18 protein-coding genes are annotated in these 21,843 nt (G+C 39.8%); 5 read left to right on the top strand and 13 right to left on the bottom strand.

What is annotated here, in order from left to right; genetic code table 11:
• Window positions 1–161: 161 nt before the first annotated feature.
• From HMPREF9072_RS01150 to HMPREF9072_RS01135, 3 genes are all read right to left on the bottom strand, one after another.
• Entirely contained in the window at window positions 162–1,559 is a 1,398-nt protein-coding gene (locus HMPREF9072_RS01150) for an efflux transporter outer membrane subunit (protein WP_009410110.1), read from the bottom strand.
• A 136-nt stretch (window positions 1,560–1,695) separates the two neighbouring features.
• Window positions 1,696–2,796, bottom strand: coding sequence for an efflux RND transporter periplasmic adaptor subunit (locus tag HMPREF9072_RS01145; RefSeq protein WP_002673355.1), 1,101 nt, complete (start codon window positions 2,794–2,796; stop codon window positions 1,696–1,698).
• Window positions 2,797–3,038: 242 nt separating this feature from the next.
• Window positions 3,039–3,371, bottom strand: a complete 333-nt coding sequence (locus HMPREF9072_RS01135) for a hypothetical protein (protein WP_009410108.1) — start codon at window positions 3,369–3,371, stop codon at window positions 3,039–3,041.
• Between the two features lie 414 nt (window positions 3,372–3,785).
• Here HMPREF9072_RS01135 and HMPREF9072_RS01130 point away from each other — a divergent pair, with 414 nt between their 5' ends.
• Window positions 3,786–5,180, top strand: a complete 1,395-nt coding sequence (locus HMPREF9072_RS01130; RefSeq protein WP_009410107.1) for a DUF5723 family protein — start codon at window positions 3,786–3,788, stop codon at window positions 5,178–5,180.
• A gap of 89 nt (window positions 5,181–5,269) precedes the next feature.
• On the opposite strand, the gene HMPREF9072_RS01125 is transcribed toward HMPREF9072_RS01130, so the two are convergent.
• The 5 genes from HMPREF9072_RS01125 to HMPREF9072_RS01105 form a co-directional block, all read right to left on the bottom strand.
• Window positions 5,270–8,257 carry a VIT domain-containing protein gene (locus tag HMPREF9072_RS01125; protein WP_009410106.1) on the bottom strand — a complete coding sequence of 996 codons (2,988 nt, stop codon included), beginning with the start codon at window positions 8,255–8,257 and terminating at the stop codon, window positions 5,270–5,272.
• Window positions 8,258–8,320: 63 nt separating this feature from the next.
• Complete coding sequence (locus tag HMPREF9072_RS01120; protein WP_009410105.1) at window positions 8,321–8,701, bottom strand: type II toxin-antitoxin system HicB family antitoxin; 381 nt, start codon at window positions 8,699–8,701, stop codon at window positions 8,321–8,323.
• 14 nt (window positions 8,702–8,715) lie between these two features.
• A complete protein-coding gene (locus tag HMPREF9072_RS01115; protein ID WP_009410104.1) occupies window positions 8,716–8,895 on the bottom strand; it encodes a type II toxin-antitoxin system HicA family toxin in 180 nt (59 codons plus the stop codon).
• A 117-nt stretch (window positions 8,896–9,012) separates the two neighbouring features.
• Window positions 9,013–11,295: a GH92 family glycosyl hydrolase gene (locus HMPREF9072_RS01110; protein WP_009410103.1), complete on the bottom strand. Its 2,283-nt coding sequence runs from the start codon at window positions 11,293–11,295 to the stop codon at window positions 9,013–9,015.
• Window positions 11,296–11,785: 490 nt separating this feature from the next.
• Window positions 11,786–12,652, bottom strand: coding sequence for a lysophospholipid acyltransferase family protein (locus tag HMPREF9072_RS01105; RefSeq protein WP_009410102.1), 867 nt, complete (start codon window positions 12,650–12,652; stop codon window positions 11,786–11,788).
• A gap of 221 nt (window positions 12,653–12,873) precedes the next feature.
• Between HMPREF9072_RS01105 and HMPREF9072_RS01100 the strand changes: the two genes are divergently transcribed.
• Both HMPREF9072_RS01100 and trxA read left to right on the top strand, forming a co-directional pair.
• Window positions 12,874–13,674, top strand: coding sequence for a DUF4476 domain-containing protein (locus HMPREF9072_RS01100; protein ID WP_009410101.1), 801 nt, complete (start codon window positions 12,874–12,876; stop codon window positions 13,672–13,674).
• 107 nt (window positions 13,675–13,781) lie between these two features.
• Window positions 13,782–14,102 carry a thioredoxin gene (gene trxA / locus HMPREF9072_RS01095; protein WP_002673363.1) on the top strand — a complete coding sequence of 107 codons (321 nt, stop codon included), beginning with the start codon at window positions 13,782–13,784 and terminating at the stop codon, window positions 14,100–14,102.
• Window positions 14,103–14,185: 83 nt separating this feature from the next.
• On the opposite strand, the gene HMPREF9072_RS01090 is transcribed toward trxA, so the two are convergent.
• Genes HMPREF9072_RS01090 through greA form a run of 3 tightly spaced genes read right to left on the bottom strand, consistent with a single transcriptional unit; the run spans window position 14,186 to window position 15,265 of the window.
• Window positions 14,186–14,572 carry an HIT family protein gene (locus HMPREF9072_RS01090; RefSeq protein WP_009410100.1) on the bottom strand — a complete coding sequence of 129 codons (387 nt, stop codon included), beginning with the start codon at window positions 14,570–14,572 and terminating at the stop codon, window positions 14,186–14,188.
• 31 nt (window positions 14,573–14,603) lie between these two features.
• Entirely contained in the window at window positions 14,604–14,744 is a 141-nt protein-coding gene (locus HMPREF9072_RS12305; RefSeq protein ID WP_009410099.1) for a hypothetical protein, read from the bottom strand.
• Window positions 14,745–14,791: 47 nt separating this feature from the next.
• Window positions 14,792–15,265, bottom strand: coding sequence for a transcription elongation factor GreA (gene greA, locus HMPREF9072_RS01085; protein WP_009410098.1), 474 nt, complete (start codon window positions 15,263–15,265; stop codon window positions 14,792–14,794).
• A 361-nt stretch (window positions 15,266–15,626) separates the two neighbouring features.
• Between greA and HMPREF9072_RS01080 the strand changes: the two genes are divergently transcribed.
• Window positions 15,627–16,949: a lytic transglycosylase domain-containing protein gene (locus tag HMPREF9072_RS01080; protein WP_009410097.1), complete on the top strand. Its 1,323-nt coding sequence runs from the start codon at window positions 15,627–15,629 to the stop codon at window positions 16,947–16,949.
• Between the two features lie 28 nt (window positions 16,950–16,977).
• Complete coding sequence (locus HMPREF9072_RS01075) at window positions 16,978–17,844, top strand: geranylgeranylglycerol-phosphate geranylgeranyltransferase (RefSeq protein ID WP_009410096.1); 867 nt, start codon at window positions 16,978–16,980, stop codon at window positions 17,842–17,844.
• Window positions 17,845–18,018: 174 nt separating this feature from the next.
• Here HMPREF9072_RS01075 and HMPREF9072_RS01070 read toward each other — a convergent pair whose 3' ends face one another.
• Window positions 18,019–20,466 (bottom strand): tetratricopeptide repeat protein, encoded by a 2,448-nt coding sequence (locus HMPREF9072_RS01070; protein WP_009410095.1) that lies wholly within the window; start codon window positions 20,464–20,466, stop codon window positions 18,019–18,021.
• Between the two features lie 76 nt (window positions 20,467–20,542).
• Window positions 20,543–21,334 (bottom strand): DUF3108 domain-containing protein, encoded by a 792-nt coding sequence (locus HMPREF9072_RS01065; RefSeq protein WP_009410094.1) that lies wholly within the window; start codon window positions 21,332–21,334, stop codon window positions 20,543–20,545.
• Window positions 21,335–21,843: the final 509 nt, after the last annotated feature.

Here is a 21,843-nt window from a genome sequence, read left to right as displayed (position 1 = left end):
CTGTAAATGGTCGTTTAATTCTTGAATGTTTTCTATTGTTGTCATAGTGTTTTGTTATTTATAGGGCTTATCGGATGAATCAGACCGGTCAGACGAGTCAAATAGCGACTTTGACAAAGTTTAAAACTTTGCTAAAGTGTTGGGCGAACAGCCATTCGCCCCTACCTCCAGCCACCACCAAGGGCTTTATATAAGGTAATGCCATACTGCATACGGGTAAACTGTGCGTTGGCTACACTAAGCTCGGCATTGAGGCGGTTTACTTCGGCTGTAATGACCTCTAAATAATTCACCATACCGCTATCGAACAGTTGTTTGGAATAGTCGGTGGCATCTTGATAGGCTTTCATTTCTTGGGTTTTAAGCTGAATGAACTCGTCTTGCGAACTAAATTGACGCATTGCATCGGATACTTCTTTGCCCGCTGAAAGAATTGCTTTCTTGAAATTCAGCAAAGCGGTTTCTTGAGCAGCTTTCTGCACTTCGTATTGGGTGCGTATTTGTCGGCGATTGAGGATAGGTTGTGCCAATCCTGCTATAAAGTTAGCAAACATCGATTTAGCAGAAAACCAAGTATCGAGTTCGGTACTACTGATACCTCCACGAGCGGAAAGAGTAAGCGTAGGATAAAAATTGGAACGCGCTACATTCGTAAGTTCAAAGGCGTTGCGCAAGTTCAGTTCGGCACGTGCCACATCAGGACGATTTTCGAGCAGACTTACCGCATACCCTTGATGAAACTGTGTGGGGAATTGTTGCTCAGCAAGCGTGCTTCGCTCTATCGTATGAGGTTCTTCACCCAAGAGTACACAGATGGTATTCTCTAATGCCCAAACGCTATTGTTAATGGTAATAAGTTGCGCCTGTGCGTTGTACACGAGTGCTTCGATTTGTTTGGTCGCTACTTCGGTAGTAGAACCTGCTTTTTTGAGTTGTTTGGTAGTTTCTAAACTTTTGGTGCGAAACTCAATAGTTTGTTCGAGTACTTTTTTCTGTTCATCGAGCATCAACAGTTGGTAATAAGCCGTTGCTAAGGTAGCGACCACTTCGGACTGTACTGCTTTTTGGGCTTCCAAAGTTGCTAAATAAGAGGCATAAGAAGCACGTTTTTGAGCGGATAGCTTGCCCCAAATGTCGGCTTCCCACGAAGCGTTACCCGTGATATCGAATAGATTATTGTAAGTACGGTCGGGAGCACCACCTCCAGCATTTAATGATGAGGTGCTACGAGTATAGTTAGCTCCCACCGAGAGGGTAGGAATAAAAGCTGCCTTACTTTGTTTGAGGTAGGCTTGTGCTGAAACTACATTTTGCATCGCTATACGCACATCGAGGTTATTGGAAAGTGCCTTGCTGATGTGTTGTTGCAAGAGCGGATCGGTGAAGATATTGCGCCACGAAAGGGTAGCATCACTTTGGGCATCGGTAGCGGGGCTTTCAGTACGGAAGAGTTTTTCGTCTATGGCTTGTGGACGTTCATAGGTTTTGCGTCCTGCACAAGCGGTAAGGGTAAGGGCTATGGTTACTATAGCCAGTGATTTATAAATGATTCTGTTCATACAGTAATGTTCAATTGACAATTAATATTTAACATAGACTTTTGCCAAAGGTCGTAGCACGACAAGCAAATCGTAGCACGGTAAGCACTAAAATTTTAGCAAGGTTTACGATGCAAAGGCGACTTTTCAGTCTTCACTAAAATATCGGTTGTATTTTCTTGACAAGGCTATCCATTGAGATAGGTTGAGGTTTGATAACAGTACCCGTACGCACTTTATTGAGTCCTTGCGCGAGAATGACATCACCGTTTTTAAGTCCGCTTTCTACCACAGCATAGTTATCGGCGCGGCTTTTAAGGGTGATGATAGCTTGTTTGAGGGTGTCGTTCTCTACTTTGTACACAAATACCTTTCCTTGTTGCTCAAAGGTAGCAACTTCGGGGATTACAAGTGAGTTACTAAAATGTTGTGGTATCTTGATAGTCCCACTGTTGCCATTGGTAAGCAACTTGTTAGGATTAGGGAAGGTAGCACGAAATTGTATGCTACCGGTAGTAGGGTCTATTTGTCCGGTTACGGCTTGTATTTTGCCTTTCTCGGCGTATTCTTGTCCGTTAGCTAACACCAAAGAAGCCTCAGGTAAGTTTTTGAGTTTCTCGGCAGTGGTTTTGCCTTGGGTATTGTCTAAGAAATCGAGGTATTCTTTTTCGTTCATTGAAAAATAGGCATACACCTCTTTCACGTCGGATACGGTAGTGAGCACAGTGTTATTGGCAGTTACCAAAGCACCTTCGCGGTAGTTAATCGCACCTACCACGCCGTTTACTGGTGCTTTTACTACGGCAAAACCAATGTTGCTGGCTACCTCGTTATAAGTAGCTTGGGCGCGTTGTAAGTTGGCTTTGGCTGTGGCGAGCTGGATAGGGCTCACAATGTTTTTCTGTACCAAAGGCACGAGTTTATCTACCTCTACCTTAGCAACCTCTACGGCAGCTTTGGCTGAAGCAGCTGACTGGTTAAGGGTTTGAGTTTCTAACTTGAAGAGCGGTTGCCCTTGGGTAACCACCTGACCTTCGTCTACCAATACTTTGGTAATATAGCCTGATATTTTGGCTTGTACGGCGCTGTTCACCACGCCTTCGATATTCACAGGGTAAGAAAGGTTAGATACGGTATTTTGTTCTCCTACGATAATTACAGGGTAAGGCACAGCACCTTGTGGTCGCTGTTGCTGTTGGTTTCCATTATTACAAGCTACCATTGCGATAGCGGTTGCTACTAAAAAGATTTTATTCATAATGTTTGTTATTTTAGATGTTAGAGGTTTTAGTTATCAAACAGGTCGGATAGGTCTGAGAGATAATTTTATTAAAAATAATACACTAAAAAGGAAGCGTTTGCAAAAAACACTTCCTTGTTTTTGTGGCGTTGTGAGGTCTGCTTTTACAGTGCAAAAGTACACTAAAAAATTTTATAGACAAGTGTCGTGAGGCGTTAATCTTTTGTTAAAGTTAGCTTTTAATGATTGATGATTAGTGATTAATGGTCAATATGGTTTATCTGGTCGTATTCCACATTTGTTACGCCTTTAAGATTAGAAAAATAGGCTTTTGCCTGACGAATATCTTTATCTTGGGGTACTTTGATAGCTATTCCTTTGATAATTTTGTATTCATAAAGCATCTCTGCACCATATTTTTGTACTTCTTTTTTCAAATGAACCAATGTTTTTTGATTTTGATAGCTAATAATAAGATTATGCGTAATATTTTTAAGCATTTCTTCTTCAGAAGAGGAAGATTGCGCTACTTTTTGTGTGGTGCGACAGGAGAGCGCAAGAAGGCTCAATCCTACGAGAATTATCTTTTTCATAAGAAATAACAATTTTAAAATCTTCTACAAAATAAAGATTACGATTTATGTATTATAACTTTCGTAAACTTCCGTTAATAGGTTATGTTTAAGTAACGAACACCTTTGATAATCAGCACTTAGATATAGGAAGCTTATACGAATCTTGGAAGATTGGTATAGAAAAGACGAATGTATGCTCTACTAAAAGCATAGGTGAAACGAAACTAAAACGAAACTCAGGTAGTGAACTATGCAAAGCAGACAAGATTGTATATGGTTTTTAAAGAGGTAGCTCAGCGGTAAATGGCAGTATAGAAAGGGCAAAGATAACGATTATAAATTAATTCTACAAATAATTTTGACCTTCTTTATTTGTTATTTGATAAAATATTGTACTTTTGCCGCGCAATTTAAACAAGTGTTTTTTATAGAATGAAAAAAGTAATTTTATCAGCATTGTTTCTAACAACAATGGCAGTGGAAGCTCAGCAATCGTATGCAGGGCTTCGAGAAAGCAATTATTCGGGTATTTTTCCTGTAACTTCTAATCCTGCGAATATGATTAGTAGTAAGCGTTCTTGGGACGCTAATATTGCTACAGTGAACTTTGGTTTTGGCAACAACGCTATTAAACTCACGCCTAATATCACTGATAGCTTTAACGAGTACACACGCGTTGATACCCAGAATGCTATTTTTGGTTATAACAATATCAAAGCGAAGATAAACGTTGATGTGTTAGGGCCCTCGGCTTTTGTGAAGATAAACGACCAGCATACAGTAGGGATTTTCTCTCGTGTGCGCCTTCTGGGCAATGTACGTAACATAGATGCAAAAATGTTACAATCATTTGTTAGTGATTTAGATAAATTGGAACTCAAAACCCCTTACCAAGTGAACCTTAACGACCAAGAGATAGTGGTAAATGCTTTTTCGGAAGTAGGTTTCTCGTGGTCAGGTGAAGTGTATTTTGACGGTACTAACACGGTGAAAGTAGGAGCAAGTGCTAAATTGGTACAAGGCTCTGGTAATGTTTACGTAGGTTTTAAAGACTTTGAAGGTTCGGCTACACTAACGCCTGACACTGATAAGGACAAAGTAAACTTGAATATCCAATCGGCTAACGGTACTTTGGAAGTGCTTAATGGTGGAATGGACTTGGTTGATTTCGACAATGTAAAGGTAAACAAGTTGTATTTTAGTTCAGAAGCTACTACTTTGGCTTTCGATTTGGGAGCTACGTATGAGTTTCGCAAGGACGGTTGTCCTCGTTGCCACAACAATCCTCACGATTTGCGTGTAGGGATTTCGCTAATGGATCTCGGGCGTTTACAATACACTGCCAATAAGAACTCTTACCGCTACAAAATGCCTTCTACCCAAAGTACGACTTTAAGCATAGATGACCTATCAGAAGAGAATTTAAAGAATCACTTTGATGGAACAAAGGCTACAGGCTCTAAATTGAGGTCATCACTACCTTCTACTTTTAACCTCAGCGCCGATTATCGCGTAGTTGATGCGTTCTACTTGAACTTATCAGGACAAGTGAATATTGCTTCTACAAAGGACAAAGAGCTTTACAACGCTACTTATGCCAATGAGCTTTCACTCACTCCTCACTACGATACTAATAGTTTTGGGGCTTATTTGCCTATTTCATACAACCAAATATCAAAAGCTAATGTGGGAATTGCCTTGCGCTTAGGCCCATTAGTATTAGGGTCAAGCACTATTTTAGGCAATGTGCTTACCCGCTCAGCTAAAGAGTTTAACTTCTTCTTTGGGCTTCGTTTCGGTCACCAATCTTACCCCGTAGACCTTTAATTATTAATTTATTTTTACAACTTCATAATGGAAAAGGCTGTTCAGCATTTACTGAACAGCCTTTTATCTTTAATTATTAAGCATTAACATTAAAATTCAAAACTTCCTACTTCAATCACCTCCTTAGCATTACTGAGGCGTACCGTGGTTTCTTGCTGTTTTTGCTGAGGCGTACCATAGTGAGTATAGAAAGTAATACGCAAGTTCACAGGCATCAGTTGCTTTTGTGAGCGAGTGCCAAAGTAATCCACTTGCACTTTGTACTTGCCTTTTTCAGCTTTCTTGAGCATAAATTCTTCAGGTCCGTAGCCTTGAGTAACATCACGTGAGATTTTACCTCCAAGGTAAGTAAGAGTGTTTTGGTAGTAACACTTCTCGTCTTTGGGGTCGGTTACCCATAAGTCCATATCGCAGCTATCAGTATCCCAACTGAGCACTACTCGCACATCTACGGGTTCTTTTTTGAGCAAACGCTTGTCGATATAACTCACGTCTATACCCTTGTGGCGTGCGACGAGGCTATTGATATCGTTCATTGTTACGATTTGTACATCGCCAAAACGACTGCTCCACTCGCTTGTAACTACTTTATAAAGGTTTTTCACGGCTTCGTTATAGGCACCATCGTCGGCAAGTGCTAAGCCCAAATCACGAAAAGACTGTGGTTCTTCTTCACGCAGAGTTACCACCTTACGGAATACCCATACCGCTTCTTTCTTAGCATTGTAGTTGCTGAGCTTGTAGCCTAACATACGCAACAACTGAGGGTCGTCTAAACCGAGCTCTGCCAAATTGGAAACCACCAAGATAGCTTGCTCACGATTACCTTTCTTGAAGAAATAGTCGGCTACATCTACATAAAAGGAAGGTGTGTTACCGTATTCTTTTTTGAGTTTGTAATAGGTCTCTACCGCTTTTGCTTCCTCAGTGTACTCCATTACCTTTAAATAAGGGGTATCGGGGTTATAGGCGTTGAGCTCTATTTTTGAGGCAGGTACAGGAACAGGACTTGCTGGTTTGCGTGATAAAGAAACATCTTTTTTAGCAGTAGTGTTACCACTAGGAGAATCAGCAACTCTACTATTTATAGCTCCCGTCATAGCTGCTTTTCTTTGTGGAGAATAACCTACTACAACTACTTCATTTAATTCTGCACTTTCGTCAGCTTCTATAGCAGCAACCTCCTCACTTCTAACTTCTTGTGCTACCCCAGAAGCCACCCCTCTTATTCTTACAGGAGTATCATTAGAGTTATTAACATTTTTCTTAGGTTCAGTGCCTTTCACAGGATATTCGGTATGCCACCATTTACTTTGCTTTTCCGATTGCTCTACGACTCTATCCAAAATACGTTTAGCAGTATCCTCTTTTTGCTTTTGCTCATTTGCTAAGCGTTTGGAGTACTCCTGCTGTAATTCGGTAGGTGGCATAATGTGGTAACGTACATAATCTTCTACGGTTTCTAATACTATCAGCGAATTGCCTTCGGTTACAATGCCGTACTCACGTCCTACCGCATCTATTTGTTTTTGTTCAACACCTTCTCGTTGCAGTTGTGCAATTTGCTTCTCTGCCCATATACGGCGCAAAAGGTTGAACTCACCTTCAGAAGCATCGGGGTTTGCTACAAATTTTACTTCTTTTTGCATCATTACCTTTTTAGGGTAACCAAAACTAAGGACTAAGGTTGCTTCCTCGCTTTGCAATTCACCTGCAAGGGTGAAATTACCTTTGCTAATAGTAGCTCCTTTCTGCGGGAAGATTTTGGCTACTTTACCGCTTTTCACTTCTATATTCAGCAGTTGGAAAGGTACAGTGCGTGCTACTTTTATTGCTTGCTCAGTAGTGAGGGTGGTCAAATCTATAAAGTTACCACCCGTAGCATTGGCGAGGTATTGCATTTTTGGAGTATTGGCAACCGCCGAAGCATTGACCACTGTTATAGGAGTTTTAGCTTGTTTCACTACTTCGTTTACAGAAAATTCTTTACTGCCAAAGTTAAAAATACCGTCGCTAAAAAGTAATATTTCATCTGTTTTGAGGTTGAAATCAATAGCATTACCATCGGTAGCACCATCGTATTGCAAACTTTCTAAATGCGATTTCAGTGCTTGCCAATTGCCGTTTTTCACCTCAAAAGTAAGCGGTTTAGCAGAACGAATATTAAAAGTACTAAGCACTACCTTAGTGTCTTTGAGTTCCTTAAAATAAGCATCTAAGAAAGCAAACTCTTTTGCTCTATCGCGTTGGATTGCTGAGTGCGATGCGTCCCATAAGAGTCCTATTTCCTTAGGAGTGGGGCTACTTTTAGCTTTGGTATCGCTCAAAACTATATTGCCATAAAAATAGCTTTTACTGCCTTGGGTAGCGCTAATGGTTTGTGGTTTCTCTATTTTCGGGAAAGTAAGTGCAATGTTCTGGTTGAGCGTGAAATTTTGCTTGCTTACCTCACTGATATAACTATTGCGCGCTTGTTTGAAGTCTAATTGCAGACTGTTCTGAATATCTGCCTTTACAAAACGTGATACTACCTCAGTACGCACCTTGAAGTTTTTAAGGGTTACGTTAGCCGTGATAGGCAAGAAGTAGTAATCTTGTCCGCCTCGTTCGTGTAGTTCTTGTTCAAAGGCAATGAGTACACGGCGAGTACCTTTGGCAGGCATAGGATACACGCGGGCTTTGAAGTTATTGCCCTCTGTTTTTTCTAACAAACCAGGGTCTACACCCCTGCGCACAATATCCTCAAAGGCTTTGCGCCCTAAGGCTTTGTCTACCACCACACCTTCACACAGTTTGCCATTGATATCTAAGGTAAAGCGCGACACCTGCTGTCCGTCGGAAAGCGGGAACTGAAACTCGCCTTCCATTACGCGGGTGTTGGGGTTGTAGAAGGTCATTTCCATAGTAGTAACAGCCATTTGTCCTACTACTAATATATCTACTGAAAGGTCTTGCAATACCATCGGGTTGGCATTGCGCTCATTCACTACCTTCACCTCTGGCACTACCGATTTCTGTGCGGTTAGCAGTAAGGGAAGTAGTAAAGCTGTTGCTGATAAAAAATGCTTGATTCTCATTACTAAACAATGGTTTTGATGAAACTACTGTCTGTAAATCAAAGAGCGTACCAAATTTGCTAATTATAATTGTACACTAAGCAATTCTTCCCCTAATTTATGTAAGCCCTCTTGTATTTTTTGACGTTGGGCAGTACGAGGCTTCTTGAGTCCTACAGCGTACTGATGTATCAGTTTCTGATTGATACCTGTAATGCGTTCAAAAGCAGGATTACTTATTACTCCTTTAAAGTATTGCAACAAACTTTCAGTGTCGTATTTATAAGTAAGCTGATAATCAGTATAAGGAAAATTACCGAGCTCTTTTTGTAAAGCAATCGCTTCCAAAACACCTTCCTTGACTTCTTGTACGGTTTCACCTCCTGCACTTAAGCCTTCTATGTTTTCAGCGTAAGCCCAATAAAAATCGTTGCTGCGCTCTATAATAATAGTAATGTTTTTCATATTATATAATATTTTTAGGATAGTCTCATTTCTTTTTTTACTTTTTTCTCTAGTCCTTTGCCCACTTCTTTACTACCGTGGTAAGGGACAGGATAGGTTTTATCACCTTTTTGATAGATATAATGACTGCCAGAAACTCTTATCAATATCCAATCATTTTCAGTAATAAGTCGGTGCAATTCACTTGATTTCATAATATAGTTCATTGGTGCTTAATATTGCAAAGGTATATATTTATATACTTGTGCGCAAATATTTTAATAAATATTTTGCGACATCAGCTTTGCATACGAAATTAACACATTTATTCATTACCTGAAAAACGTCAAAGTCCCATTCTCTCTAAATGCGCCAAACGGCACTTCAAAACCTTCTATTTTCTTACCATTGAGCTGTACGTACTCTACTAAGTTGTTATCCGAATTGCGAGCCACACTCTTTATTAAAAACTTCTTGCCCTCAGGCAGTTGCAAGCTCACTGTTTTAAACAGTGGATTACCGAGTATGTAGTTATCACTGGCAGGGGTAACAGGGTAAAAACCTAAGGCTGAAAATACATACCAAGCCGAGGTCTGTCCGTTATCCTCATCACCGCAATAACCATCGGGCGTAGGGGTATAGAGTTTCTCCATCACTTCCCGTAGTTTAGCTTGTGCTTTTTGGGGTTTACCAGCGTAGTTATATAGGTAGATAAGGTGTTGTATGGGCTGATTGCCGTGCGCGTAGTTCCCCATATTTATGAGTTGCATCTCGCGTATTTCGTGTATGGTAAAACCGTAGTACGAATCGTCAAACAGCGGTGGCATCTCAAACACTTCATCTATCTTCTTTTGAAAAGCCTCTTTGCCTCCCATTAGCTGTATAAGTCCTTCAATATCCTGAAATACCGACCACGTGTAGTGCAAACTGTTCCCTTCGGTAAACGCATCGCCCCATTTCAGCGGATTAAATGGCGACTGGAACTTACCGTCCTTATTCTTGCCTCGCATCCACTTAGTTTCGGGGTCAAATACATTCTTGTAGCGTTTCGATTGTTCGTAATACTGTTTAGCAACCTCCGCCTTACCCATCTTTTCTGCCATACGAGCAATGCAATAATCGGCGTAAGCATACTCCAATGTGCGGGCTACACTCTCGTTAATCTTCACATCATAAGGCACATAACCCAAACTATTGTAGTAATTCACCCCCTCACGCCCTACCGATTTCACTGGTCTGCCATCGTTTTGAGTAGCGTTCTTCAGCATCGCTTCTAAAAGAATTTCAGCATCAGCCTCGTCTATATTCCCTTTCAGGTAAGCATCAGCAATGATAGAAGCCGAGTTCGACCCTATCATACAATCCCTATGACCCGGACTTGCCCATTCGGGTAACCAGCCCGATTCTTTATAAGCGTTCACCAATCCCTTCATCATCTGTTGATTCATCTCAGGATACAACAGGTTGAAAAGCGGAAACACTGCCCGGAAAGTGTCCCAAAAACCGTTGTCAGTAAACATATACCCCTTTTCCACCTTGCCGTTATACGGACTGTAATGCACCATTTCACCTTCTTTATTGTATTCATAGAAAGTGCGTGGGAAGAGCAGTGTACGGTACAAACAGGAGTAGAAAGTGCGCAAATGGTCTATATTTTCATCTTCCACTTGTATTTTGCCTAGTTCACTCTCCCAAAGGGTAAGTGCTTTTTGTTTTGTCTGTTCAAAAGTGTCATTACCCAGTTCCGTTTCCAAGTTCAATAGGGCTTGCTCAGGCGAAATAAACGACGAAGCTACTCTTACGGTTACTTGTTCACCTTTTTTCGTGCGGAAACCTATCACTGCCCCTGTGTGTTTGCCCTTGCTTTCAGCATTTTTTGTCAGCTTAAAGCCGTCGCTCCACGTCTGTACACTCTCAAAATCCTTGTCGAAAGTAAGTACAAAGTAATTGTGAAAATTCTCAGGTACTCCCCCACTGTTGTTGCGGGCATAGCCTATAATTTTGCGTTCTTTGGGCAACACTTGCACCATCGAGCCCTTAAAATAAGCATCTAAAACCAAATAAGCCTTATCGCTCTCAGGGAAGGTAATGCGGAACTGCGCTGCTCTATTGGTAGGCGTAATTTCCACCGATGTATCATAATCGGCTAAATACACCTTGTAGTAGTGAGGCTGAGCCGTTTCTGCCTTATGAGAGAACCACGAAGCGCGTTCTTCTTCTTTAATTTTCAAGTCACCCACTACCGGCATCAGTGCAAAAGCCCCATAGTCATTAATCCACGGACTCGGTTGGTGGGTTTGCTTAAAGCCCACAAGCTTATCAGCGTGATATTGATATGCCCAGCCGTCGCCCATTTTGCCCGTTTGGGGTGTCCAGAAGTGCATACCCCAAGGCACCGCAATAGCAGGATAAGTATTCCCATTCGATAAACTAAACTTCGAGTCCGTACCCATTAGTGGGTTTACATACTCAGTGTAAGAGGTTTCGGGCACTGCCGAAGTAGTATCCTGCTTAGTTTCTTCTTTTGAAGTGTTTGCCTGCTTGTTACAAGCCATCATCAAACACAAAAACACAAAGTATAATATCTTTTTCATCTTAATAATTACAATTTTCATTCAATTAGATATTATTTTATAATACGAGTCAAGGATTAAAAATTAATAAGATATGGTCTATAATGAGTTATGATAACCGTCATACATCCCCTCTTTATCTTCACTTTCCCCGTCACCACACTCCCCTTTTCCTTCATACTTTCTCCTAGTGCCTATGGACTAAGGCCTATCACCTCTTCCTCTTTCTTTCGCCTCGAAACCCCGTTTTTAACATTTTTAATGCTGTTGTATTATAGTATGAATCAACCATTTATATACCCTTTCTATACCAATCGTCCAAGATTAGTATAAGCCTTCCTATAAGCTCTCTATAAGCTACCCCACCCTTCTTACAGCCTTTTTTCACCAAAATCCCTCTCTTCCTTCTTCCGAACTTCTTCGATATCTTCCGGATATTCCTAACACTCCCAACTCATCGCTTTTTCATCTCAAACTTTGCCAAAGTTAATAGCCCGTGCGACTCGCACCTCATTTGCTAATTTTCCAACTTTTATTGCATTCTCTTAAACCTATTATGCGTCCACAGGTAAAACTCTGGTTTATCATAAATCTGCCTATTGATACGTTCAAAAAACATATCCGTAATCTGAAAATCCACGTATTCAGTAGGATTTTCCGCCAATACTTCAAAGGTCGTTTGGTAATAACCGCGCTTTACTTTCTCTATTTTAGCAAATACAATCACCGTATTGAGTGCCTTTCCCAAGCGTTCCGCCCCTGTAAATACAGGCACATTAAGCCCCAAAAACGGACGTCGATAATTCTTCTTATTATTAGGAATCTGGTCAGAAGCAAAACCATAGCAATACACCCCGTGCGCATCTTTGTGTTTTTTCATTTCTCTATGCGCCGTATAGCGAGGCAAAAGGTAACTGTGGTGTTTCATTCGTATTTTTTGTAACAATCTGTCAAAATACTTATTGCTCAGCGGAGTATAAAGCGCATACGATTTGTGTTCAAGAAAATAAGCCAAAGACAACAACCACTCATAACTGGCATAATGACTGCACATAATGAGGATGTTACGCTCCTCTTCTTCATACTTTTTGAGCACTTCAAGATTAGGATACACCATACGCTTCTTCATCTCTTTTTCACTCATTCCGTATGATTTCACCATTTCTAATAAAGTATCACAAAAGTGATGGTAAAATTTGCGTTCTATCGTTCTAAGTTCCGCTTCTGTTTTAAAAGGAAAAGCCGTATGGAGGTTCTTGCGTACCACTTTCACCCTGTATTTCAATAGAGTATAAAGTATAAAATAAAAGAAATCCGATACTCCGTAAAGAAGCCAAAAAGGCAATCGCGAAATCCCCCAAACAATAGGATAAGCAATAATATAAATTAATAAATTCATTCTGTCCCTAATTTTGTGGCAAAGTTAATAATTTAATATTATCCAAAAAAGTAAATCCGTGATTTTTGCATTTTCTCAAGGAAGAAAGTTCGTGGCAAACTTTACCAAAGCTTTAAATTGCTTGTCGTGCTACGATTCGTCTGTTGTGCTACAACTTGCCTGTCGTGCTACGACTTTGGCACGAAATTCGCTACACATAGTTCATAAAATACTATACACTTATGAAAAAGTTATTATTACTTTGCTTAGGGGTTTTAACCTCAGTAAGCTGGGCACAAGAAGTAGGCTCAGCAGGTCGTTTGTTGCAAAACGAATACCATCCAAACAAACAAGCGCGCGCTGTCATTGGGCGTGGTGGTATCTCAGTAAATATCGATTGGGAATACGACTATAACGGCGGTTATGCTGAAGTCTTTATCCGTATTCCTGAACGCGACCGCTTTACAGTGAGTATAGGCGACCAAGAAATCACCAGTACTACCGGTATGTACCGCTTCTTCGACGTAACAGCTGCCCCGCAACCACTCAGCATTTGGCAAGGACGTACACTCATTTATCGAGTAACTATCAATCCCCGTAACAACACCCGTATGATAATGGACTTCTTTTCACGCGAAGGACTCTATTTGTTAGACGAAATTAGCTTGAACAACAATCAGCCCTCCTATCACGGTCGTCAATGGAATGATGTGTGGAATCGCTCATACGGTGGAGGCTATGGAGGTGCTCCTATGATGCGTCAAGGTGATTTTAATAACTTCTTTAAGATGTACAAGGACGAAACTTTCGATAAAGATAAGCTGGCTTTCTTCCGTGCCCAAAAGAATATCGTATCGTTTACCACTGAGCAAATAGGTGAACTGATGGAAGAACTTTCTTTTGACGATAATAAATTCATCATCGCACAAGAAGCCTATCCTAATGTAGTCGACCCTCAAAACTATTACCAGTTGCAAGCCAAATTCACTTTCCCATCTGGTAAAAAGAAACTATCAGAGTTCCTACAATCAGTGCGCAGATAACAAACGTTATAGTAGTATAACAAAAAACTATTACCGTGAGGTTTTGTATTTTTAATAAAGTTTGTATCTTTGCCTCAAATTTAATTACAATATAAAAACATATTAGTATGGCATTAGAAATAACAGATGGAAATTTTGAAGACTTGGTGCTTAAAAGTACCCAGCCTGTATTAGTAGACTTTTGGGCAGTGTGGTGTGGACCTTGCCGTATGCTCGCTCCCGTTGTAGAAGAAATATCTAAAGAATACGAAGGTAGAGTAGTAGTAGGCAAAGTAGATGTGGATAACAACCAAGAATTTGCTGCTAAATATGGCATTCGCAATATCCCTACCGTATTGGTATTCCAAAATGGAGAGGTAGTAGGTCGCCAAGTGGGAGTAGCTCCTAAAAAGACTTACACCGATGCATTAGACGGATTATTGTCTTAATTGCTTGTCGTGTTACAACAAAAAAGGCTATCAACAACTTATTGTAATTGTTGATAGCCTTTTTTGTATTGTCTTCTTTAAGGCTAAAACGCTTCTCTTACTTTCTGCGCAAGCGCTTTAAACTCTTCATCAGTAAGTTTTACTTTGTGTTGGAAGGTCATTTCCTTCATCTCGCTGATAGGAATGAGGTGCACGTGTACGTGAGGCACTTCAAGACCTACAACTGCTACGCCTATACGCTCGCAAGGTACTACCTTTTCAAGAGCTTTGGCTACACGTTTTGAGAAAGCCATCAAGCGCAAGTAATGGTCGTCATCCATATCAAAAATATAGCTGATTTCTTGTTTAGGCACACAAAGGGTATGCCCTTTGGCATTAGGGTTGATATCGAAAAAAGCGATAAACTCATCGTCTTCCGCTACTTTGTAGCAAGGAATTTCCCCATTGATAATTTTTGTAAAAATACTCATTTTTTTTATTTGTTAGTTCAGGTTTTAGGACTTAGCCAATCTTTAAGTATAAACCAATAATCATAAGGGCAAGAGTAATAAATAATCCCACCACCCATTTTATGATATCTAATTTAGCCTGCGCTAAATCTTGCTTTGTTGCAAGTTTATCTTCTGATTGGGGTAAAATCATATTTTAGTAATAAAAAACTATATTTAGTATATGTTCTTACCTCTTATCTATCTTGAGATTTCTAAAATCTCCAATTTAAGAGTGCCATTAGGTACCTTAATCTCAGCTATTTCACCTACTGATTTGCCCAAGAGCCCTTTGCCAATAGGCGAACTTACCGATATTTTCCCTGCTTTTAGGTCGGCTTCACTTTCTGCTACAAGGGTATAAGTAATCTGCATCTTGTTAGCCAGATTTTTCAACTTTACGGTAGAGAGCACAAGCACTTTGCTCACATCAAGTTGTGATTCATCGATAATGCGGGCATTAGCTACCAATTCTTCGAGTTTGGCAATCTTCATTTCCAATAAACCTTGTGCTTCTTTAGCAGCGTCGTACTCAGCGTTTTCTGAAAGGTCTCCTTTGTCACGTGCCTCAGCAATAGCTTGAGAAGCACGAGGGCGCTCCACATCTTTCAGCTGATTGAGCTCATCACGAAGCTTTTTCAGCCCTTCAGCAGTGTAATATGATACTTTCTTCATAATATCCTTTTAATGTTGTTATGTTTATATAAAAATAAAAAATCCTCAAATAGTCTCTCTGAGGATTTCTGCGGGCAAAGGTAATACTTTTTTTTAAACTGACAAACTTTTTATAACAAAGTAGTACGCTTTTCTTCTTTTGGCATCAAATATAAAATCACCAATATCAATTAACATAGGTTTTGTATAAGCTACCTCTTATCTAAAAATACCTTTACCCAAAAATAACAAATCTTGGCACACTTTTGGTATCAATTCAGTGAGGATTTTGAAAAAAATAACTATATATTTGTTGCATTTCAATATTTTTAATAACTTTGTCCCCTTGCTAAATCTAAGTTAAAAAACACTCAACAATAATATGACACTTAAAAAATATACATTGGGAACTCTTTTTTGTTTTTTAATCGGTAGTTTATCCGTTGAAGCGCAGAGCTCGTTCTCCAAAGATACCATCAATCAAACTATTGCTAACAACAAACGCGAAGCTCTTCGCAAACTAAACGACAACCCTAAGGCAAGAAAATACGATGAAAAATGGCTAAAAGAACTCTCTAATTCCGATTTATTCGAGCAAATGAGTGAAGATATCGCTACTACCCCCACCGATGTAACCTACGACGAACTTCCTACTGAAGTCCTCAAAAAACGATTAGAGAAACTTAACCAGAAAACTCCTTTCAATGTAGAGTATAATCCTATCTTGGAACAGGTAATCAAGTCGTTCCTCAAAAATCGCCGTTCTTCTTTAGAGCGCCTAATGACTCTTAGTGATTATTATTTCCCGATGTTTGAACAAGAGATGAGTAATCAAAAGATTCCTTTGGAGATGAAGTATTTAGCCATTATCGAGTCGGCTCTAAACCCTAAGGCTCGTTCGCGTGCAGGAGCTACAGGCTTATGGCAGTTTATGTACAGTACAGGTAAAGGTTATGGCTTAGAAGTAAATAACTATGTTGATGAGCGTAGTGACCCCATTCGCTCTACCAAAGCAGCTGCAAAATACCTAAATGAACTCTATAAAATATTTGGTGACTGGGATTTAACACTCGCCGCTTACAATTCAGGACCAGGTAATGTAACCAAAGCCATTCGCCGTTCCAATGGCAAGACTAACTATTGGAATTTGCGTCCTTATCTCCCCAGAGAAACCGCTGGATATGTACCCGCTTTCTTGGCAACCCTCTATATTTTTGAATATGCCAAAGAACACGGCTTCAAACCTCAAAAGCGCGCTAATCACGTTTTTGAAACCGACACTGTCCGCGTAAAGCAAGCTATATCTTTTAAAGATATTTCCGATATTACAGGTATGGACGTAAAAGATATTCAGTTTTTTAACCCTTCCTATCAATTAGATGTTGTCCCTTATGTTGAAGGTCGTAACTACGCCGTGCGCTTACCTATTTCCGAGATAGGTAAGTTTGTAGCTAACGAAGAGGCTATCTATGCTTATCTTAATGAAGAGAAAGCAAACCGTGAGCAACCTCTCCCTCAAGTAGTAAAAGGCGACCAATATGCAGGAGGCAGATCTTCTAAGAAAACAATATACACAGTAAAGAAAGGAGATAATTTAGGAAAGATTGCTACACGGCACGGAGTAACAGTTTCTAATCTCAAACGCTGGAATCGTATCAAGGGTAGTAATATTCGTGTAGGACAACGGCTCTCTATCTATAGGTAACGGCTAACAAGCACAAAACATACGCATAATGAGGAGAACTACCTTATTAAAGCTCATCGGGATTTTTTCGGTTGTACGAGGTTATAATATAATGATAGTATGCCTCGCCCAATATTTAGCTGCTATCTTTGTGCTTTCACATAAACCTTGGCGTGAGGTAATTTTTGACGATTCTTTACTGATGCTCGTCATTGCAGGAGCCTTGGCTATCGCAGGGGGCTATATTATCAATGGTTTTTACGACAAAGAAAAAGACCTTATCAATAAGCCTACCAAAACAATGATAGACCATCTGGTAAGTCAAAATACTAAACTCACTCTTTACTTTTTGCTTAACTTCCTTTCAGTAATTGTAGCCAGTTATGTATCGTTCAGAGCAGTAATTTTCTTCTCTGGATATATTTTCACAATGTGGCTCTATTCTCACCGTATCAAGAAGTTATTATTTTTTGGCAACCTCACTTCGGCAATATTAGCTATTATACCCTTCTTTGCCATCTTTGTATATTACCGCAACTTCGAGGCGATAATTTTCGTACACGCCCTACTCATCTTTCTGCTTATCCTTATCAAGGAGTTTATTAAAGATTTACAAAATATCAAAGGAGATTTGGCTCATAACTACGCTACTATACCCGTAGTATATGGAGAGTCCTTCTCCAAAAAGCTCATTACCCTAAGCGTCGTGTTGTGCACCTTACCTATTTACGTATTGCTCAATTACTTTTCCATAGGGAATTTAACCTATTTTCTATGGTTTATGCTTATATATTTATGTATTTTTGTATGTCTTCTTTGGCGAAGTAAAGACCAAAAACATTATGCATTGCTCCACAATATGCTTAAATTGATATTAGTAGCAGGCATATTCAGCGTAGCACTTACTGTAAAATAATCTCAACTCAATGTAACGATTTATTAATATTCAAACACTTTTACGGTTACAGTACTTTACCAAAGTTTAGCCCTTTGGATATTACCTCTCTTACATCAAACTCTCGCTAAATAACAAAAAGAGCTGTCTTATTAAGACAGCTCTTTCCGCATTTATTATTTGAAAAAGGAGAGTTTACTTTTTAGCGGTAACTACTTTCAGCATATCGCAAGCTTTCTTCTCACCGTTATCGCAAGCTTGTTCAAACCAATCGGCAGCTCTACTATCCGATTGTTCTATGCCTTCACCGTGATAATAGCAGTGTCCTAAACGGAATTGCGCAGGAGCATAATCCTTACGTGCAGATAATTTGTAGTAATTAGCGGCTTTCTCATACGAACGGTCTATACCATTCCCATTGTAATAACAGTTAGCTAAGTTGTATTGTCCTTGAGCGTAATCACGTTGTGCCGACTTTTGGAAGTTAGCCAATGCCTGACCAAAGTTTTGCTTCTCAAAATAATAAGAGCCTAACTCATTAAGCGCTTCCACATTGTTTTGTTCAGCTGCTTTAGCAAGCCAATGTACCCCCTTGGTTTCATTGAGGTGTTTCATAGGTGTTTTCGGAGCGTTTTGTGCTACGGCAGGTCGTATACTTGCTCTCACAGCATATTGCTGTTTGGCAGAAGAAATACTCTTGCCTCCTCTTTGTCTGCGAAGTAACTCAGCACGTGCTTCGGCTTCAGGACTATTAGGCTCTATACTGCGTGATGAGGTAACAGCAACAGTAGGCGTAGCGGTAGCTGCTGGCTTTTTAGTTGTTTGCTTAGGTGTTGGTTTAGGAGCTGGAGTTGCCGGTTGTGGCTTCACATCGGGTACCATTGTCATATAGTATTTCCCTAAGCTGAATTGAGTAGAAGCATCTCCTTTCTTAGCCACTCTCTCTGCCCAATAAACTGCTTTCTCATCGTTCTTATCTGGATTCTTTACTTCAAAATAATACTCCATCAAACGTTTTTGTGCAGTGGTATTATCTTGTTGTTTGGCTAATTTTTCATAGAGAGGAAAGGCTTTATCATTTTGTTTTCTTGTCCCCTTAGCATAGAAATAACCATCAGCTACTGCCAATATCACTTCCGGACTCTCTTTTGGGTCATTCTTTTCAACTATTTTATTAAGCCAATCAAAAGCGTATTTATTAGAAAACCGAGCTGATTTTACTGCCCACTTGCCGGCTTCTCTCATCGATTTCTTCACTCCTTTACCTTCGGCATAGCATTGTGAAAGATTGTATAACACATCGGCATACGCTTCTTCTTGTCCTTGGTAGAAGTAGTCTAACATTTCCTTTTGTGGAGTAGGTGTTTGTTTAGAAGCCTTAGTATAATATTCAAAGGCTCGTTCAAACGATTGATTGGTGTATTTCCCGTTGAAGTATAAATCACCTAATTTCTTAAGCGCTAAAAGATGATTAGCCGCAGCTGCTTTCTCGAGGTAGTCAAAGCCTTTTTTAACGTCTAACTGTCCCTCTTGCAAAAGCATATTTCCTAAGTTATATTGCGCTGTTACATCACCTGCTTCAGCAGCTTTTTGGAAGGACTCTAAGGCTTGAGCGTTTGAGGGGTGTGCTCCTATCCCCACTGCATAACATACCCCTAAGTTATTTTGCGCTTTAGGAGTAGGATTAGTATTTACTGATTTGAGTATCCAACTGAAAGCATCTTTCGGGGAAGCATTGGTGCCTATGCCATTGTAGAAGCAAAGTGCTAATTGTGCTTGTGCTGCTGCATTGCCTTTGTTTGCGGCTTGGGTATAGTAATTAATCGCTTTCTTGTAGTATTTCCCTATAAGCGGACTGTTGCCATAGAAGTAAAAGTTTCCTAATTGGTACATTGCTTCAGCATCGCCTCCTTTGGCTGCTTTTTCAAGCATTTCAATAGCTTTAGCTTCCGATTTTTCTACGCCTTTACCTTCTAAGTAAGCATCGGCAAGCATTCTTTGCGCTTCGGTATTGCCTTTATTTGCCACTTGGGTTAAACGCTCTATAGCTTCTGGGTTTGATGCATTGATTTCATACGCCCAAGAAGCTAATAGCATCTCAGCTTCTGAATTGCCGTTTTTTGAAGCTTGTTCTGCCCAATATTTAGCCTTATTCACATCTTTAGTAACTCCTTCACCTGAGTGGTACGCCTTAGCAAGGTCTAACTGCACTTCAGGGTTCTCTTTCTCAGCGTGCTTCTCTATAAGTGCATAATACTTCTCTTTCGATTGCTCTACGCCTTTGCCATCGCGGTAGCATAGTGCCAACTCACGCTGTGCTTCGGGGTTACCCGCATCGGCTACTTTGGTGAGCCATTCCACTCCTTTTTGTGGTGATTTTGGTATGCCTTTACCGTTAAAATAGCATTGTGCCAACTGGTATTGTGCTTTTAAATCGCCTGTCTCGGCTACTTTTTCAAGCCATACTACGGCTTCCTGATAAGAGCGCCTTACGCCCTTTCCTTTAAAATAAGCATCAGCTAATTCAGTTTGTGCTTGTACATCTCCCTTCTCGGCAAGTTTGATGAGTTTTTTTACATTCGTATCTTGCCCATACGATAATGTTGCAAGAAAAATAGAGACTGCTAAAAACAAGTTTTTCATAGTATATTTGTTTATTTTTGATTACTTCCGCTTTGAGGCGACAAATATACGTAAAAAAAATAAACTAACTACACAATTATTTCTTTTTTTTCAAATTTGTGTCATTTTTAAGATTATTAAAGCCATCAAGCTCAGCTACCAACGAACCTACACGCAACGAGGCTTTTAGCTTCACAGGCACTTTATTCTTGTCGTCGGTAATCCACATCGTGATGCTTTCCTCTTCCTTAAACACGCGCCCATCTTGTACTAACGGACAGAACTTTAAGGTATTAACCGTACCAAAATGTGTCTTTACTTTTTCGCGACCTAATAGTTTTAGTTTGAACTTGTATACCTCGTCATCATCAAAAATCATATCCATAGATATCTGCCCCCCTACTTTCATATTTTCGATATTAGGGTGATGACGAAGTGCGTAGAACGCTGATATTACATCTTGTAAACCTGGCTGAAAGTTTATTTCGGTAATATTGCCGTTTTCTACATTGTTTATTTTTACCTTATTGCTGGTATGATTAAAATACATTTTGAGGTATTTAGTGTATCCTCCTTCGTAAATATTTCTTATAAAAAGTCGTGGTTTGCCATCTGTTATGCCAAAATAACTCTCATAAGTATCATCTACTCTGAAAAATATACGTGCCAAACCAGTAGTGGCACCTTTACCCACTGCGTGAAACACCTTTTCGCCGTTATACATCTCTTCATTAACTGCCATTGTAGCAATGCTGGCGTTAAATACACCATATTTTACTTTAAAACGCAACCATTCTCCTCCTTTGAAAGGTAATTCAGCAGTTTGAGCTCCTACTATGGGGCTTACTAATAACGAAAAAAAGACAATAACAATACTTAAATGTTTCATATATTAACGTGTTAATCTGTCAATAAGACAATAAATTAATGTGCCAAAGAGCAATTAACGTGCCACTTTTCAACAGCCTTGTGACTTCCATCTCATTTTTTTTAGAGTTATAGTACAATAGGGTTTATTAATTTGAAAATTTAGAAATTAGAAAATTAGCAGATTTAGAAATTAGCAAATGGGGTGTGAGCTACAAGCTTGGACTAGAGGAGATTAATTTTGCCAAAGGTGCGAGCCGCACAGGCAAAAACTTTGGCAAAGTGTATACCGCAAAAGAGACACATCTGAGTTATCGGAAGAAAACGGAGAAGTTCGGAAGGGGAAAGGGAGGGTTTTTGATGAAAAAAGGCTATTAGATGGGTGAAGTTAGCTTATAGGTAGCTTATAGGAAGCTTATACGAATCTTGGACGATTGGTATAGAAAGGGTATATAAGTTATTGACTCATAATATAATACAGCGATGCAAAAAATGGCAAAAACGGGGTTTCGAGGCGAAAGAAAAAGAATC

The organism is Capnocytophaga sp. oral taxon 324 str. F0483 (assembly GCF_000318315.2).
In the GTDB taxonomy this organism is placed as follows: Bacteria; Bacteroidota; Bacteroidia; order Flavobacteriales; family Flavobacteriaceae; genus Capnocytophaga; species Capnocytophaga ochracea.
This window is presented reverse-complemented; position numbering and strand designations above follow the sequence as displayed.

What these genes read in the sequence shown, in the direction of transcription:
- HMPREF9072_RS01150 (WP_009410110.1), bottom strand. Translation starts at nt 1,559, where the DNA reads ATGAACAGAATCATTTATAAATCACTGGCTATAGTAACCATAGCCCTT.
- HMPREF9072_RS01145 (WP_002673355.1), bottom strand. Translation starts at nt 2,796, where the DNA reads ATGAATAAAATCTTTTTAGTAGCAACCGCTATCGCAATGGTAGCTTGT.
- HMPREF9072_RS01135 (WP_009410108.1), bottom strand. Translation starts at nt 3,371, where the DNA reads ATGAAAAAGATAATTCTCGTAGGATTGAGCCTTCTTGCGCTCTCCTGT.
- HMPREF9072_RS01130 (WP_009410107.1), top strand. Translation starts at nt 3,786, where the DNA reads ATGAAAAAAGTAATTTTATCAGCATTGTTTCTAACAACAATGGCAGTG.
- HMPREF9072_RS01125 (WP_009410106.1), bottom strand. Translation starts at nt 8,257, where the DNA reads ATGAGAATCAAGCATTTTTTATCAGCAACAGCTTTACTACTTCCCTTA.
- HMPREF9072_RS01120 (WP_009410105.1), bottom strand. Translation starts at nt 8,701, where the DNA reads ATGAAAAACATTACTATTATTATAGAGCGCAGCAACGATTTTTATTGG.
- HMPREF9072_RS01115 (WP_009410104.1), bottom strand. Translation starts at nt 8,895, where the DNA reads ATGAAATCAAGTGAATTGCACCGACTTATTACTGAAAATGATTGGATA.
- HMPREF9072_RS01110 (WP_009410103.1), bottom strand. Translation starts at nt 11,295, where the DNA reads ATGAAAATTGTAATTATTAAGATGAAAAAGATATTATACTTTGTGTTT.
- HMPREF9072_RS01105 (WP_009410102.1), bottom strand. Translation starts at nt 12,652, where the DNA reads ATGAATTTATTAATTTATATTATTGCTTATCCTATTGTTTGGGGGATT.
- HMPREF9072_RS01100 (WP_009410101.1), top strand. Translation starts at nt 12,874, where the DNA reads ATGAAAAAGTTATTATTACTTTGCTTAGGGGTTTTAACCTCAGTAAGC.
- trxA (WP_002673363.1), top strand. Translation starts at nt 13,782, where the DNA reads ATGGCATTAGAAATAACAGATGGAAATTTTGAAGACTTGGTGCTTAAA.
- HMPREF9072_RS01090 (WP_009410100.1), bottom strand. Translation starts at nt 14,572, where the DNA reads ATGAGTATTTTTACAAAAATTATCAATGGGGAAATTCCTTGCTACAAA.
- HMPREF9072_RS12305 (WP_009410099.1), bottom strand. Translation starts at nt 14,744, where the DNA reads ATGATTTTACCCCAATCAGAAGATAAACTTGCAACAAAGCAAGATTTA.
- greA (WP_009410098.1), bottom strand. Translation starts at nt 15,265, where the DNA reads ATGAAGAAAGTATCATATTACACTGCTGAAGGGCTGAAAAAGCTTCGT.
- HMPREF9072_RS01080 (WP_009410097.1), top strand. Translation starts at nt 15,627, where the DNA reads ATGACACTTAAAAAATATACATTGGGAACTCTTTTTTGTTTTTTAATC.
- HMPREF9072_RS01075 (WP_009410096.1), top strand. Translation starts at nt 16,978, where the DNA reads ATGAGGAGAACTACCTTATTAAAGCTCATCGGGATTTTTTCGGTTGTA.
- HMPREF9072_RS01070 (WP_009410095.1), bottom strand. Translation starts at nt 20,466, where the DNA reads ATGAAAAACTTGTTTTTAGCAGTCTCTATTTTTCTTGCAACATTATCG.
- HMPREF9072_RS01065 (WP_009410094.1), bottom strand. Translation starts at nt 21,334, where the DNA reads ATGAAACATTTAAGTATTGTTATTGTCTTTTTTTCGTTATTAGTAAGC.